9 protein-coding genes are annotated in these 13,407 nt (G+C 72.9%); 5 read left to right on the top strand and 4 right to left on the bottom strand.

Annotated elements, in window-relative coordinates; all coding sequences use genetic code 11:
* The first annotated feature begins 149 nt into the window (after positions 1-149).
* From ACFV04_RS28370 to ACFV04_RS28385, 4 genes are all read left to right on the top strand, one after another.
* Positions 150-929, top strand: a complete 780-nt coding sequence (locus ACFV04_RS28370) for an HAD-IIA family hydrolase (RefSeq protein ID WP_360253248.1) — start codon at positions 150-152, stop codon at positions 927-929.
* Between the two features lie 151 nt (positions 930-1,080).
* The gene (locus tag ACFV04_RS28375) at positions 1,081-2,397 is read left to right on the top strand and encodes a low temperature requirement protein A (RefSeq protein WP_380533421.1); all 1,317 of its coding nucleotides are present in this window, start codon (positions 1,081-1,083) and stop codon (positions 2,395-2,397) included.
* A 57-nt stretch (positions 2,398-2,454) separates the two neighbouring features.
* Positions 2,455-3,183, top strand: a complete 729-nt coding sequence (locus ACFV04_RS28380) for a uracil-DNA glycosylase (protein WP_380339241.1) — start codon at positions 2,455-2,457, stop codon at positions 3,181-3,183.
* Positions 3,184-3,444: 261 nt separating this feature from the next.
* Positions 3,445-4,479 carry a glycoside hydrolase family 6 protein gene (locus ACFV04_RS28385; RefSeq protein WP_380533423.1) on the top strand — a complete coding sequence of 345 codons (1,035 nt, stop codon included), beginning with the start codon at positions 3,445-3,447 and terminating at the stop codon, positions 4,477-4,479.
* 53 nt (positions 4,480-4,532) lie between these two features.
* On the opposite strand, the gene ACFV04_RS28390 is transcribed toward ACFV04_RS28385, so the two are convergent.
* Entirely contained in the window at positions 4,533-6,464 is a 1,932-nt protein-coding gene (locus tag ACFV04_RS28390; RefSeq protein ID WP_380339237.1) for a galactose oxidase-like domain-containing protein, read from the bottom strand.
* Positions 6,465-6,477: 13 nt separating this feature from the next.
* A complete protein-coding gene (locus ACFV04_RS28395; protein WP_380339234.1) occupies positions 6,478-8,616 on the bottom strand; it encodes a glycosyltransferase family 2 protein in 2,139 nt (712 codons plus the stop codon).
* Positions 8,617-9,590: 974 nt separating this feature from the next.
* Between ACFV04_RS28395 and ACFV04_RS28400 the strand changes: the two genes are divergently transcribed.
* Positions 9,591-10,613, top strand: coding sequence for an alpha/beta fold hydrolase (locus tag ACFV04_RS28400; protein ID WP_380339231.1), 1,023 nt, complete (start codon positions 9,591-9,593; stop codon positions 10,611-10,613).
* 98 nt (positions 10,614-10,711) lie between these two features.
* Here the strand turns inward: ACFV04_RS28400 and ACFV04_RS28405 are convergent, their stop codons facing one another.
* Both ACFV04_RS28405 and ACFV04_RS28410 read right to left on the bottom strand, forming a co-directional pair.
* Positions 10,712-11,995: a hypothetical protein gene (locus tag ACFV04_RS28405; RefSeq protein WP_380533426.1), complete on the bottom strand. Its 1,284-nt coding sequence runs from the start codon at positions 11,993-11,995 to the stop codon at positions 10,712-10,714.
* A 388-nt stretch (positions 11,996-12,383) separates the two neighbouring features.
* Positions 12,384-12,971: a DedA family protein gene (locus ACFV04_RS28410; protein ID WP_380339503.1), complete on the bottom strand. Its 588-nt coding sequence runs from the start codon at positions 12,969-12,971 to the stop codon at positions 12,384-12,386.
* Between the last annotated feature and the right edge of the window lie 436 nt (positions 12,972-13,407).

Below are 13,407 nucleotides of genomic sequence, written 5' to 3' on the forward strand. Positions count from 1 at the left end.
ACCCGTCCTCCCGGCTGCCGCGGGAGGACGCGTCGGCGCTGTTCCGGTGGGCGGGACGTGCTGCCGTCGGCCAGGTGTGCGGATTAGGCTGTGCCGCGTCAGGGCCCTCGCACGACGCAAGACGTTGCAACACTCCGGGAGACACGCACGTGGCAGACCGCAAGCCCATTGAGTCCTGGCTGACCGACATGGACGGGGTCCTCATCCACGAGGGCACCCCCATTCCCGGGGCGGAGGAGTTCCTGCGCAGGCTGCGGGAATCCGGCAAGCCCTTCCTGGTCCTCACCAACAACTCGATCTACACCCCGCGCGACCTCAGCGCCCGCCTGGCCGGGATGGGCCTGGAGGTGCCGGAAGAGTGCATCTGGACCTCCGCCCTGGCCACCGCGAAGTTCCTCAAGAGCCAGCGCCCGAACGGCACCGCCTACGTGATCGGCGAGGCCGGGCTCACCACCGCGCTGTACCAGGCCGGCTACGTCCTGACCGACAACAACCCCGACTACGTGGTCCTCGGCGAGACCCGCACCTACTCCTTCGAGGCGCTCACCAAGGCGATCCGCCTGATCAACCAGGGCGCCCGGTTCATCTGCACCAACCCGGACGAGACCGGCCCCTCCCCCGAGGGCGTGCTGCCGGCCACCGGCTCGGTCGCGGCCCTGATCACCAAGGCCACCGGCGTCGACCCGTACTTCGTCGGCAAGCCCAACCCGCTGATGATGCGCGAGGCGCTGAACACCGCCGGCGCCCACTCCGAGACCGCCGTGATGATCGGCGACCGGATGGACACCGACATCGTCGCGGGCATGGAGGCCGGCATGGAGACCATCCTGGTGCTCACCGGCCTGACCTCCGCCGCCGACGTGGAGCGCTTCCCGTACCGGCCGACCCGCGTGGTCACGTCGATCGCGGACCTGGTCGAGCTGGTCTAACCTCTGCGGTGCTGTCGCGGGCCCCGTTCCGGCCGTTCGCCGGGACGGGGCCCGTTTCGTGGTTTTCGGCTTGCGGGGAGGCGGGGCGCGGATGAGCACGACGGGGGTATCACCGGAACCGGGAGGTCGTGAGCCGGTGGGTCGTGAATCGGTGGGTCGTGAACCGGCGGGTCCGGATCCGGCGGGTCCGGATCCGTCGGGCCCGGAGGAGAAGCGGGTCACCTGGGCGGAGCTCTACTTCGACCTGGTCTTCGTCTTCGCGATCACCCAGGTCTCCGGCCTGCTGCACCACCACCACGACGGGGCCGGCCTGGTCCGGGCGCTGGTGGTGTTCGTGCCGGTGTACTGGTGCTGGGTGGGCACCACCGTGCAGGCCAACATCCGGGACGTGGACAACCTGCGGGACCGCCTGGGCATCCTGGCGGTCGGCCTGGCGGGCCTGTTCATGGCGCTCGCGGTCCCGGGCGCGTACGGCGGCCGGGGCGTGCTGCTCGGTGCCGGGTACTGGCTGGCCCGGGTGGTGCTGCTGCTCCTGCTGGTGCGCGTCCCGGGCGTCTGGCGCGGCCCGTACGGGGTGGGCGTGCTGGTCAGCGGGCCGTTGCTGGTGGCGGGCGGACTGCTGCCGGACGGGCCGCGGCTGGCGCTGTGGGCGGTGGCCGCGTCCTGCGACCTGGCCGCGCCGCTGGTGTTCCGGCGGCGGCTCGCGAAGGTCGCCTACCACCCGGCGCACATGCCGGAGCGGTTCGGGCTGTTCCTGCTGGTGGCGCTCGGCGAGTCGATCGTCGGGATCGGCGGCACGGCGGCCTCCGTCCGGCTGGACGCCGCCGAACTCGCCGCCGTCGCGGTCGCGTTCACCATCTCGGCGGGCCTGTGGTGGCAGTACTTCGTGTACGCAGCGGACGCCATGCGGCACGCCGTGGTGATCGCCGACTCGCGCCGGGACATGGTCCGGCGGATCTTCCAGTACGGGCACCTGGCGCTGGTCGCCGGGGTGATCGGGGTCGCGGTCGGCTTCGGGGAGACGGTCGCGGATCCGTGGCAGGCGCTCGGACCGGGGGCGGTGGCGCTGCTGTACGGCGGGTGCGGCCTGTACCTGCTGACCTTCGGGTACACGCGCTGGATGATGTTCCGCCAGGTCGCGACGACCCGGATCGTCGCGGCGGGCGTGGTGCTGGTGCTGGTGCCCGCGATGGTGCGACTGCCGGCGCTGGTGGTGCTGGCGACGCTGGCGGTGCTGCTGGTGGCGCTGAACGTGCTGGAGCACCGGCGGGTGGAACGCGCGGCCCGGGACGCCACCCGGCAGGCCGGTCCCGGGCCTGCTCGCGGTCCCGAGGCCGGTCCCGGTCCCGAAACCGGAGCCGGTCCCCGTCCCGAAGCCGGTCCTGGTCCCGGACCCGGAGCCGACGTCGCTCCGGCGGGTGCCCCCGCAGCCGCTCCTGTGGAGCGGGCTGTCGGTGGGCCTGTGTAGCGTTCGGGGTGAAAGAGGGCGTGCGGCGCAACAGCCGCGGTGTGGGAGGTAGATGTCGTGACGGACACGGTCGAGGCGGGCGTGGTCGAGGCCGGCGAGGGCGGCGGGCTGGAGCTGCCCGAGTCCTGGCGCGGGGTGCTGGGTGCCGAGACGGAGAAGCCGTACTTCGCGGAGCTGGAGGCCTTCGTGGCGGCCCAGCGCGCGGAGCACGAGGTGTTCCCGCCGAGCGGCCAGGAGTTCGCCGCGCTCGACGCCACCCCGTACGACAAGGTCCGGGTGCTGGTGCTCGGCCAGGACCCGTACCACGACAACGGCCAGGCCCACGGGATGAGCTTCTCGGTGCTCCCCGGCACCAGGACGCCGCCGTCGCTGCGCAACATCTTCAAGGAGCTGGACGCCGACCTGGGCGTTCCGGCCCCGGACAACGGCTACCTGATGCACTGGGCCGAGCAGGGCGTCCTGCTGCTCAACGCGGTGCTCACGGTCCGCGCGCACGAGGCCAACTCGCACAAGGCGAAGGGCTGGGAGAAGTTCACCGACGCGGTGATCAAGGCGGTGAGCGAGCGCGAGGAGCCGGTGGTCTTCGTGCTGTGGGGCAACTACGCGAAGAAGAAGCTGCCGCTGATCGACACCGAGAAGCACGTGGTGGTGCAGGGCGCGCACCCGTCGCCGCTGTCCGCCAAGCTGTTCTTCGGCAGCCGTCCGTTCTCGCAGATCAACGCCGCGCTGGACGGTTTCGGCGGCGAGCCGATCGACTGGCGGGTGCCGGACCTGAAGCAGGGCTGAGCACACAGCAGGCCGAACACGCAGCGGGGCCGAGCGGGGCCGGGCCCGAGCCGCGCCGAGCGCGGGGTGGCCGTGGGCCGGACGGGTTCGATCTCCCGTTCGCCCAGGGCCACTTGGCGTTCACCGCCGGTGGCCGTCGGCCGGTGCCGGGTGTGCTTAGCTGGTGCCGACCGGTCGCCGGACCGGTTCCGGGAGGGGCGGTACGTGCACGGGCTGGGGCGGTCGAGGACGTTTCGGTGGGCGGGTGCTCCCCGGTGGGCCGTGCGGGCGCTGCTGGCCGGTGTGCTGGTGGCCGTGGCCGGCTGTAGCGGTGCGGACGGCGGCGGGCCCGGTGCCGCGCCCGTCTCCCCGACCGCCGCGGCCACCGGCGGCGCCACCGGCGCGGGTCCGGCCGACGGGCCCGGTGGCCTCGCCCAGCTGCCCGGGCAGACCTTCTACGTCTCCGACCGGACCAACGCCGCGCGGCAGGTGGCCGCGCTGCGTGGCCAGGGCCGGACGGCGGAGGCCGACACGCTGCTGCGGATCGCCTCCCAGCCCTCCTCGCAGTGGCTCGGTGAGCAGGGCGCCAGGGAGATCGCCGAGCAGGTGAGCCGGCGGGCCGCCGAGGCGGGCCGGACGGCGGTCTTCGTCGCGTACGACATCCCGCACCGGGACTGCGGGCAGTACTCGGCGGGCGGTGCCCCCGACGCCGCGGCCTACCGGTCCTGGATCACCGGCGTGGCGCAGGCCCTCGGCGACCGCAGCGCGTGGGTGGTGCTGGAGCCGGACGCCGTCGCGCACACCCTGGACACCTGCGGCGTCAAGGGCGATCTGGCCGCCGAGCGGTACGGCCTGCTCGCCTTCGCCGTCCAGGAGTTGAAGAAGCGTCCGAACGTCCGGGTGTACGTGGACGCGGGCAACCCCGGCTGGGCGCAGGACCCGGACGAGCTGGCCACCGCCCTGCGCAAGGCGGGCATCGCCGCGGCGGACGGCTTCGCCGTGAACGTCGCCAACTTCTACGACACCGACCGGAACGCGGTGTACGGCGCCAGGCTCTCCGCCGCGCTGGGCGGCAAGCCCTTCGTCGTCGACACCAGCCGCAGCGGCAACGGCGCGCTGGGCGGCGACTCCTGGTGCAACCCGCCGGGGCGCGCGCTCGGTGAGCGGCCGACCGCCGACACGGGCCGCCCCGGGGTGGACGCCTACCTGTGGATCAAGAACCCGGGGGAGTCGGACGGCGACTGCGGCCGCGGCGAGCCCCGGGCGGGCGAGTTCTGGCTGCCGTACGCGCTCGGGCTGGCCCAGGCGGCGCGCTGAGGACGCCGGCCCCGCCCCGGCGGGCGCGCTGAGGCCGCCGGCCCCGCCCCGGGTCACCCGTCGACCCGGATCCAGTGGGCGACCGACGGGGTGCCGGCGGCGTCGGTCAGGAACAGCATGTACCAGCCCGGCGGCAGCAGGTTCGGGTTGCCGGGGAGGGAGAGCGAGACGCCGTCCGCCGTCCGGCCGGTGATGTCCAGGGCCACCGAGCGCTGCTCGACGTCCGTCACGTGGGTGACGGAGCTCGGCCGGATCAGCTTGGCGGTGGCGACCGCGTCCGGCCGGGAGGTGCCCACGTTCACGGTGCCGCCGAGCTTCGCCGCCTGCGGCGCGGCGCCGACCTGCGGGCGGTCGCCGCGGTACAGGTACGGCGGGGTGTAGATCTCGATGCGCTGCTCGAAGCCGCCCGGCTGGGTCTCGGCCTTGTCCGCGAAGAGCGGGTTGGAGCCCAGCACGGCGACCCGGCCGTCCGGCAGCAGCAGCGCCTCCGAGTGGTAGTCGCGGCCGACGGTCGGTTCGGCGGCGGTGGTGAAGCTGTTGGAGTCCGGGTGGTACACCTGCGCCTTGAGCAGGTCGCTCTCTCCCCGGCCGCGGTAGCCGCTGGAGCCGCCGGTGGTGAGGACGGTGTCGTCCGGGAGGATCACGCTGTTGAGGTAGCGGGTGCCGCCGGCGGGCAGGTCCGGGCCCGGGGCGAAGGAGGGCGCGGCGACGGAGAGGTCGGCGATGTCGGTGCGGGCCGTGGACAGCGGTGACTCGCCGACGCCACCGCCGCCGAGCACCATCACCTTCTGCGCCTGCGCGGGCGGCAGCAGCACCGAGGAGGAGGTCTCGGTCAGCTCCGGGTCGCGCAGGCCGGGCACGGGCTGGAAGCCGTTGTCCGACAGGTCCCACACACCGGGCACGCGGCCCTTCTCGGCGGGGCCGTAGCCGCCGTTGGAACCGGAGTAGAAGAGCTTGCCGGAGGCGGTCAGGAAGATCGCCGGGTAGGTCGGGAAGTAGCGGTCGGGGGCCTTGGTCCAGGTCTTCCCCTTCGGGTCGTAGACCTCGTTGCTGTTGCCGTCGAGGATCTCGCCGGTGTCGTCCAGCCCGGAGACGGTGACCACCCGGCCGTCGCCCAGCCCGGTCAGCGTCGGGTACCAGCGGGCGTGCGCCATGTCGGTGACCGGCTCGTACAGCTCGGTGTCCGGGTTGAACTCGAAGGCGGAGCGGATGCCCTGGTACTCCTGCTTGTCCAGGGTCAGCTTGTCGCTCTGCCCGTAGAGGTCGTGGGCGTCGGCCCCGCCGAGGCCCTTGATCCGGTACTGGGCGGGGGAGGGGACGACGTAGTCGGGCCCGGTGCCGACCGCCTCCACGAACACGTGCTGCCGCCCGGCGGTGACGACGGTCTGCTTGCCGGAGCCGCTCTTGGTCGCGGCCGGGACGGTCACCTGGACGGTGGTGGCGTACTCGCGGCCGTTCGGGGCGACGAAGACGGTGCCCTTCGGGAAGGTCCGGTCGTGTTCCGGGCTCTCGTTGCGCACCTGCATGACGCCGGCCGCCTTCTTCACCGCGCCCGCCAGCTTCTCGTACCGCTGGGTGCCGCCGGCCACCAGGACCCGGCCGTCCGGCAGCGAGGTGTGGCCGCCGCAGAACATGTCGGCCGGGGTGGGCACCGGTTTGTAGCTGTTCTGCGCCGGGTCCCAGAGCAGGCTCTTGAAGGTGCCCGCGTCGAACTGCTTCTCGTCGTTGCCGGAGCCGGCCACGATCAGGACCTTTCCGGTGCGCAGCAGGGTGGCGTGGACGGCGTTGACCCGGAACGCGGCGGGCAGCGTCAGGGTCTGCCAGTGTCCGTACCGGGCCTTGTACTCGGGCTGGTTGACCACGTAGTGGTGGTACTGCCGGCTCGCGAAGCCGAGGACGGCCGGCGCGTTCATTCCGGCCACCGCCAGCGCGACGGTGCTGCCGAGGGCGAGGCGCTTGGTGCGGCCGGTCTGGTGGATCCTCACGGTGGGTGCTCCCTCAGTGGATGGGGGTGCCGCTCTCGGCCCGGTCGGGTGCGGGGAGGGGGAAGGGTGGCTGCTGTCCGTCCTGCGTGTACTGCCGTGTCCGGGGGTCGCGGGCGTGGCGCGGACGGCGCTTCTCCAGGAGGACCTTCGGTGCCGTCGCCGGACCGCCGGTGACGGTGAGGGTCGCGGTGGGCCGGGTGCGGCGGCGGCGCACGGCGTCACCGGCCAGGATCAGGACCGGCAGGAGGGTCAGCGCCAGGGCGATCCAGGCCCAGGTGCGCATCGCGACGTGGTCGTAGCCGGTGACGTAGGAGGCGGCGATCGCGCCGCCGAACACCAGCGTCCAGAACAGGTGGTAGCGGAAGGTGCCGAGGCGGTCGGTGCTGGCCGAGCGGCCCTTCGGGGTCACCTCGAAGCGGCTGCGGCGGCGCACCAGGGCCTGCAGCAGCGAGGCCGCGTAGACCGGGCCGCAGAGCGCCGACATCACCATCCCGGCGACCCCGGAGGAGCCCGCGGGCTCGTGCGGGCTCACGTTGTGCTTGCGGTTCCAGGTGTACAGCAGCAGCTGGAGCGCGGCGGCGTCACTGTAGAGCATCATCCAGATCTCGGAGGAGACGTGGACGCCCGAGGCGCCGAAGCCCAGGTAGAGCACGCTGGACAGGCCGCCGAGCAGCCAGGTGAGTGCGGCCATCGGGTAGAAGCCGACCATCAGCGAGTAGTTGAGCAGCCGGCCCGGCGAGAGCTGCCGGAACACCCGCCAGTACTGGGTGAGCAGCGTTTCGTAGGTGCCCCGGCTCCAGCGCAGTTGCTGGGAGAAGAAGTCGGTCCAGGAGGACGGCCCTTCACCGACGGCGAGCACGTCCGGGGTGTACACGGACTTCCAGCGGTCCCCGGTCTCCGGGTTCCGGCTCCGGTGGAACTCCAGACCGGTCGCCATGTCCTCCGTGACGGAGTCGTACAACCCGCCGATCGACTGGAGTGCGCGGATTCTGACGGCGTTGTTGGTGCCGACGAACATGGGCGCGCCGTAACGGTTTCCGGCGCGTTGGATGAGGGCGTGGAAGAGGTACTGCTGGCTTTCGGAGAATTTGGTGACGGCCGAGCCCGAGCTGCGGTAGTTCCCGTACACCTGGGGCCCGACCACGAATGCGACGTCGGGGTCGCGGAAGTAGCCGAGCATGCGCTCGCAGAAGTCGGGCAGCGGAACGTGGTCGGTGTCGACGGACACCCAGAAGTCGTAGTCGTCGCCGTGGGCCTGGAGCCAGGCGTTGTAGTTGCCGTGCTTGCTCCTGGCGCGGAACCGGCCCTCGGGGCGGTTCCAGTGCGGGCGGCCGGCGCGGGTGAAGTGGCGGACGCCCAGCTCGCCGCAGAGCGCCCGCATTGCAGGATCGTTTCCCTCGTCCAACAGCCAGACGTCGTACGGTCCTTCGTGTCGCACCGCGCGGGCCGCGACCAGGGTGGCCCGGACCATCTCGGGCGGCTCCTTGCCCGGCACGCAGGTGGTGAGGAAGGCGACCCGGGTGCCCGGCTCCGGGGTCACCGGGATCGGGTCGCGGGCGACCAGGGTGGCGTGGGTGTTGGAGACCACGTTGACCAGTCGGAACACCTCGACCACGGCGATGATCCCGATCATCACCTTGTCGCCGAGCAGCACCAGGGAGTTCGTCTCGTCCAGCCGCTCCGGCCAGTGCTCCGGCAGCAGCAGCCAGACCAGCAGCACCGCCTCCACCACGGGGGCGGCCGTCAGTAACAGGGCCGCCCGGATCCGGTGCGGCTCGCGACGCAGCAGGCTGCGGTACCGGACGCGGTAGGGGGCGGCGCAAGGAGCGGGCGGGGGCGCTTCGGGCCAGGACCCGGACGCCCGGGCCACCGGGTGGGTGCCCGCGGGGTGGGTGCCCGCGGGGTGGGCGGCCGCCGGGGGGTGGGTGCCCGCTGCGGGGAGGTGTACCGGCGGCTCGGGGCGGTAGACCCCGCCGCCGAGGTCGTCGTCCTCGTCCGGATCGTGTGCGGGGCCGGCCAGGCGGCTGAAGTGGCCGTAGTCGTAGGGGGCTTCGGGTACGGGTAACTCGCTCAGGGCGGCCTCGTCGAGCCGCCCGGCACCTCGCCCGCGGGCCGTTCCGACGCCCTTCCGTCGTGAGAACGGCGTGGTCATGGCTGTTTCCCCCCGGAGTTCCGCGCCTTGCTTCGCTTGCTCCGCTTCGCTGGGCATTCGCTCGGCTTCGCTGGGCACTGCTCGGCATTGCTTGGCTTTGCTGGGCATTGCTGGGCTTTGCGTGGTCCCGACCCGGCGCCGTCCATGCCGTCGGGATCGTCCGTGCCGTCCGGACGGAACACTGCCCGGTGAACTGTGGCTTTCCGGCAGTTCCCGGGCGGCACGGCACATCCGGCCTCCGGCACATCCAGTGTGTGCGACCGGTTCGGCCGCGCGCCGGCACGGCGGCCCCGAATGCGGGATCCCGGAGCGCATTCCGGCTTCCCCTCCGGTCACGTCGGGATCCCCGGAGTCCTCAACTCTCCCTGAGCGTAACGGTGATCGCAACCGACCGGGGGGATCGTCACGGCACGAGCGTGAAGATGCCACAGTTCCCGGCCATTCCGGCGGCCGTTGATGCTATTGCCACGAATTCGCCACCGACCGGACCGCGCGATACCGCTCCGCCCCTCGCCCGCCCCCCGGAGACTCCCCGTCCGGTCGCCGGACGCGACAGCTCCTCGACGCCCGTCGGCAGGTGGCCGGGGACCGGGGTGGGCAGGCCGACGCCCGGGTTCACGTACCGTCCGTCGCGCAACTCCCGTGCGGTCCGGGCCGCCAGGGCGTTGCACGGGCCGAGGGCCGGCGCCGGGGAGGTGGTGCCGGTCGCCGGCGGTATGGCGGCCGGATCCACATCCCGCCGTGCTGATGCGTCGTTCGGCCACATGTCGTCGATCCCCCCGCACACGTACGGTTCCGGCATCCGCCCCGCCGTACCCTGAGGAGCCGGTCCCCGTGCGCGGCTCGACAGCCCCCACCGGACCGCCTCCCCGACCGGCGGCCCGGCCGGAGCCGCCCGCCCGCATCCGTGCCGCCCGCTCCGCCCGGATGCCGGCCGGCGTCCGGACCGCCCGTCCCACCGGAGGTACCCCCGCGTGAGCCAGTCGCCGCTGAAACCCGAGGAGTCGAGCGTCCCCGTGCCCGGCGGGGGCCTGACCGTCCTGCGCTGGCCCGCCGAGGACCCGGGGGCGCCGACGGTCGTGGCGGTGCACGGCATCACCGCCAACGGCCTCGCCTGGTACGAGGTCGCCCGGCGGCTCGCCGGGCGGGTCACCCTGCTGGCGCCGGACCTGCGGGGCCGCGGTGCCAGCCGCTCGGTCGCCGGACCGTACGGGCTGGCCCGGCACGCCGACGACGTGGCCGCGTTGATCACGGCGCTCGGCGCGGGGCCCGCCGTCGTCGTCGGTCACTCGATGGGGGCCTGGGTCACCGCCCTGGCGGCCGTCCGGCACCCCCGGCTCGTCCGCCGCGTCCTGCTGGTGGACGGCGCCGTGACCTTCCCGCTGCCGGAGGGCGTCCCCGCGGAGGACGCCCTGGCCGCGGTGCTCGGCCCCGCGCTGACCCGGTTGTCCATGACCTTCCCGGACCACGACGCCTACCGGGAGTTCTGGCGCCGGCACCCGGCCTTCGGCGGTGCGTGGTCCGAGGGGATCGACGCCTACACCCAGCGCGACCTCGTCGGCGAGGTGCCCGATCTGCGTTCCTCCTGCGTGCCGGAGGCCGTGCGGACCGACGGCGCCCAGGTCCTCCTCGACCAGGAGGCGGCCGCCGCCGTGCACCGGCTGCCCTGCCCGGCCGAACTGCTCTGGGCGGAGCGCGGCCTGCTCGACGAGCCGCAGGGACTCTACGACCACCGGCGGATCGGGCTGGCCGGGCTGGACCGGGAACGGGTTCCGGCCGAGCCCGTGCCGGGCACCAACCATTACTCGATCCTCTGGGGCGAGGCCGGGGCCGACCGCATCGTCCGCAGCCTCCTGGCGGACACCCCCGCCGCGGGGCGGGGTAGCCGGTCCGGTCCGGCCAGGGGCGCTCAAGCCCCGGGCTGCCCCGGTCACGGTCACGGCCCCGGTCCCGGTCACGGCCACGGCCCCGGAACGACGGCGGCCGGCGGGGTGTGAACCCCGCCGGCCGTACCGTCCCGCCCGCGACCGCGTCGACCGCGTCGTCCGCGCCGCACAACTTCCGGGCGGTGCCTGCTCCTCCGCCCGGCGGTGCGTCAGCCGGCCGTGCCGAGGAAGGTCTCCCAGCCGCCCGCCGGGGCCTGGCCGACGTTGAGCGAACGCAGCTTGCGCAGGGTGGACTGGTCCTGCACCTCCAGCCACTCGACCAGCTGCTTGAAGGAGACCAGCCGGACGTCCGGCTTGCCCGCGATCGCCTTGAGCGTCTGCTCGACGGCGTCCATGTAGATGCCGCCGTTCCACTGCTCGAAGTGGTTGCCGACGAAGAACGGCGCGCGGTTGCTGTTGTACGCGCGGTCGAAGCCGGCCTGGTAGGAGTTCGCGGCCTGGGTGCGCCACTCGTCGTACTTCCCCGGGTCGCCCTTGGTGCTGCCGCCGGACTGGTTGGCCAGGATGTTGTAGTCCATCGACAGGACCTGGAAGGTGTGCCCGGGGAAGGGTATGGACTGCAGCGGGAAGTCCCAGACCTTGCCGTCCTGGACCTTCTGCGGCCAGATCTGGAGGCCGCCCGAGGAGCTGGCGTCGTACTTCCAGCCGAGCTTGGCGATGGTCGGCAGCAGCGCCTTCTGCCCCTCCAGGCACGGGGTGCGACCGCCGATGAGCTCCTTCTTGTAGTCGAAGGGGAGCGGGTCGACGTCGGTGAAGCCGGTGTTGGTGCGCCACTGGGTGACGAACCCGATGGCCTGGTCGATCTCGCTCTGCCAGTCGTCCGGGGTCCACATGTTGACCCCGTTCTTGTCGGGGCGGCTGGAGCAGAAGTGCCCGTTGAAGTGGGTGCCGATCTCGTGTCCGGCCAGCCAGGCCTGGCTGATGAGCTTGAGCGTGCTCTTGACCGCGCCGTCCGACAGGTACGGGATGTCGGAGGCTCCGACCGAGTGCTTCGGCGGGTGGTACAGGTCGGCCTTGGTCTTGGGCAGGGCGTAGATGCCCGAGAGGAAGAAGGTCATCGTGGCCTTGTACTGCTCGGCCAGCTTCAGGAAACGGGGGAACTGGTTGTCGTCGGTGCCGCCCGCGCCGTCCCAGGAGAACACCACGAACTGCGGCGGCCGCTCGCCCGGCTTGAGCTTCTCGGGCTTGGGCTGGTTCGGCTGCGGGCCGGTGTCCGCGTTGGAGCCGTCGCCGATCGGGGTGCCCTTGGGGACCACGGCCTGGGTCGGGTCGCCCTTGGTGCCGCCGCCCTGGGTGGCACCCGCGCCGCCGGAGCCGCCGGAGCCGGAGCCTTGGCCCGCACCGGATCCGCCGCTGGAGCAGGCCGCGACCGCGCCGAGGGCCGCGGTCGCGGCGGTTGCACTGAGCACCGTCCTGCGCGAGATGCTGGTCATGGTCTCCCCTGGGTGCCGATGCCGGTGGTGAGGGCGGCCCGCAGCCGCACCGGTCAAATCGGGCAATTGATGAATATTCCGCCGTTAGCATGTCATGTCGCCACAGCGGCCTCCAAGGCCGTCGGGCTCCGACAACTCTCAACACGTCGGGGGCATCGGGCTGGGCTGCAGTGATCCGTCGTCTGTTGCCGTCCTGTGACGCTTCGCACTCCTCGCGGCCCGCGCAGTACGGTACCGCCGGGCCGCCCGGATCCAGGGGGTGTTCGTCGGTGTTCGGCCTGGTTGGTCGGCCTTTTGGGAAAACTTTTGCCCCGTGATGGGCCGTACCGACCGAAGGCGGCCGGAGGGCGGCGAGTCCGGTGCGAGCCGCTCGCGCGGGACGGTCCGGTCAGAGCGCGGCGAGCCGCCGGGTGCGGCGCACTATCCGCGCGATCGCGGTGCTGATGGCGGTGGCCGCCGCGCAGGAGACCACGAGGCTCAGCCAGGCCGTGTTGAACCAGTGGCTGTTCAGCCAGCCCAGCGTCACGATGTAGGCGGCCCAGACCAGTGCCGCCAGCGCCGACCAGTGCAGGAAGCGGTGCGGATGGGCGGGGGAGTGGCCGATGGCCAGGTCGAGGACGGTCCGTCCGGCCGGGACGAACCGCGCGACCACCACCATCGCGGCGGCGGCGCCGTGCGGGCGTTCGACCAGGACCTCCTGGACCCTGGCCACGCTGGCCGCCAGCTTCGGCCGCCGGGCGAGCCGGCGGTGCAGCACCGGCGCGCCGCGACGGGCCAAGTGGAGCAGCAGGACGTCGCCCAGGAAGGAGGCCACCGCCACGCCGAGGCCGAGCAGCAGCGGGGCCCCGTTGATCTGCGCCGTCTTGAGCACGGCCAGGATGACCAGCGTCCCGCTGGGGATGAAGGGGAGGAGGGCGTCGCCGAGCACGGCGAACAGAGCCAGGGCGCAGATCCACGAGGATCCGATCGCCGCCACGAAGTTCAAGGCCCTTACTCCCTCCACGCCGCCCGAGCGAGCAGGTGGCTGTAGGGGTCAACGCTAGCGCCTCGACTTTTCATGCCCTGAAGCACCCCGGTATGCCGCAGGTCACGACCACGGGTTCCGGCCGCCCGTCGAAGCGCCGGTCCGCGCGCGCGGACCGGGGGCGAGGGGGCGCCCCCGCGCACGGGCGTCGCGCGGACCGGACGAGCCCCCGGGGCGGGGTGCCGTGCCGCGGGGGCTCGCGGTGACCGCCCGGAGCCGGACCGGTCCGACGATCTTGCTGGTGGGGTGCGGATGCCGCCCGGCGATCCGCCCCCCCCTCACCGGACGGCCGGACACGGCACCCCGTCGCGAGCCCCGGCGCCGACGGCGTCCGGCACCGGCGCGAAGTCGCCGAACGTGTCCGTCCGCTGGCTCTCCGTCAGCCGAA

Source organism: Kitasatospora sp. NPDC059599 (genome assembly GCF_042735125.1).
Lineage (GTDB): Bacteria > Actinomycetota > Actinomycetes > Streptomycetales > Streptomycetaceae > Kitasatospora.

What these genes read in the sequence shown, in the direction of transcription:
- ACFV04_RS28395 (WP_380339234.1), bottom strand. Translation starts at nt 8,616, where the DNA reads ATGACCACGCCGTTCTCACGACGGAAGGGCGTCGGAACGGCCCGCGGG.
- ACFV04_RS28405 (WP_380533426.1), bottom strand. Translation starts at nt 11,995, where the DNA reads ATGACCAGCATCTCGCGCAGGACGGTGCTCAGTGCAACCGCCGCGACC.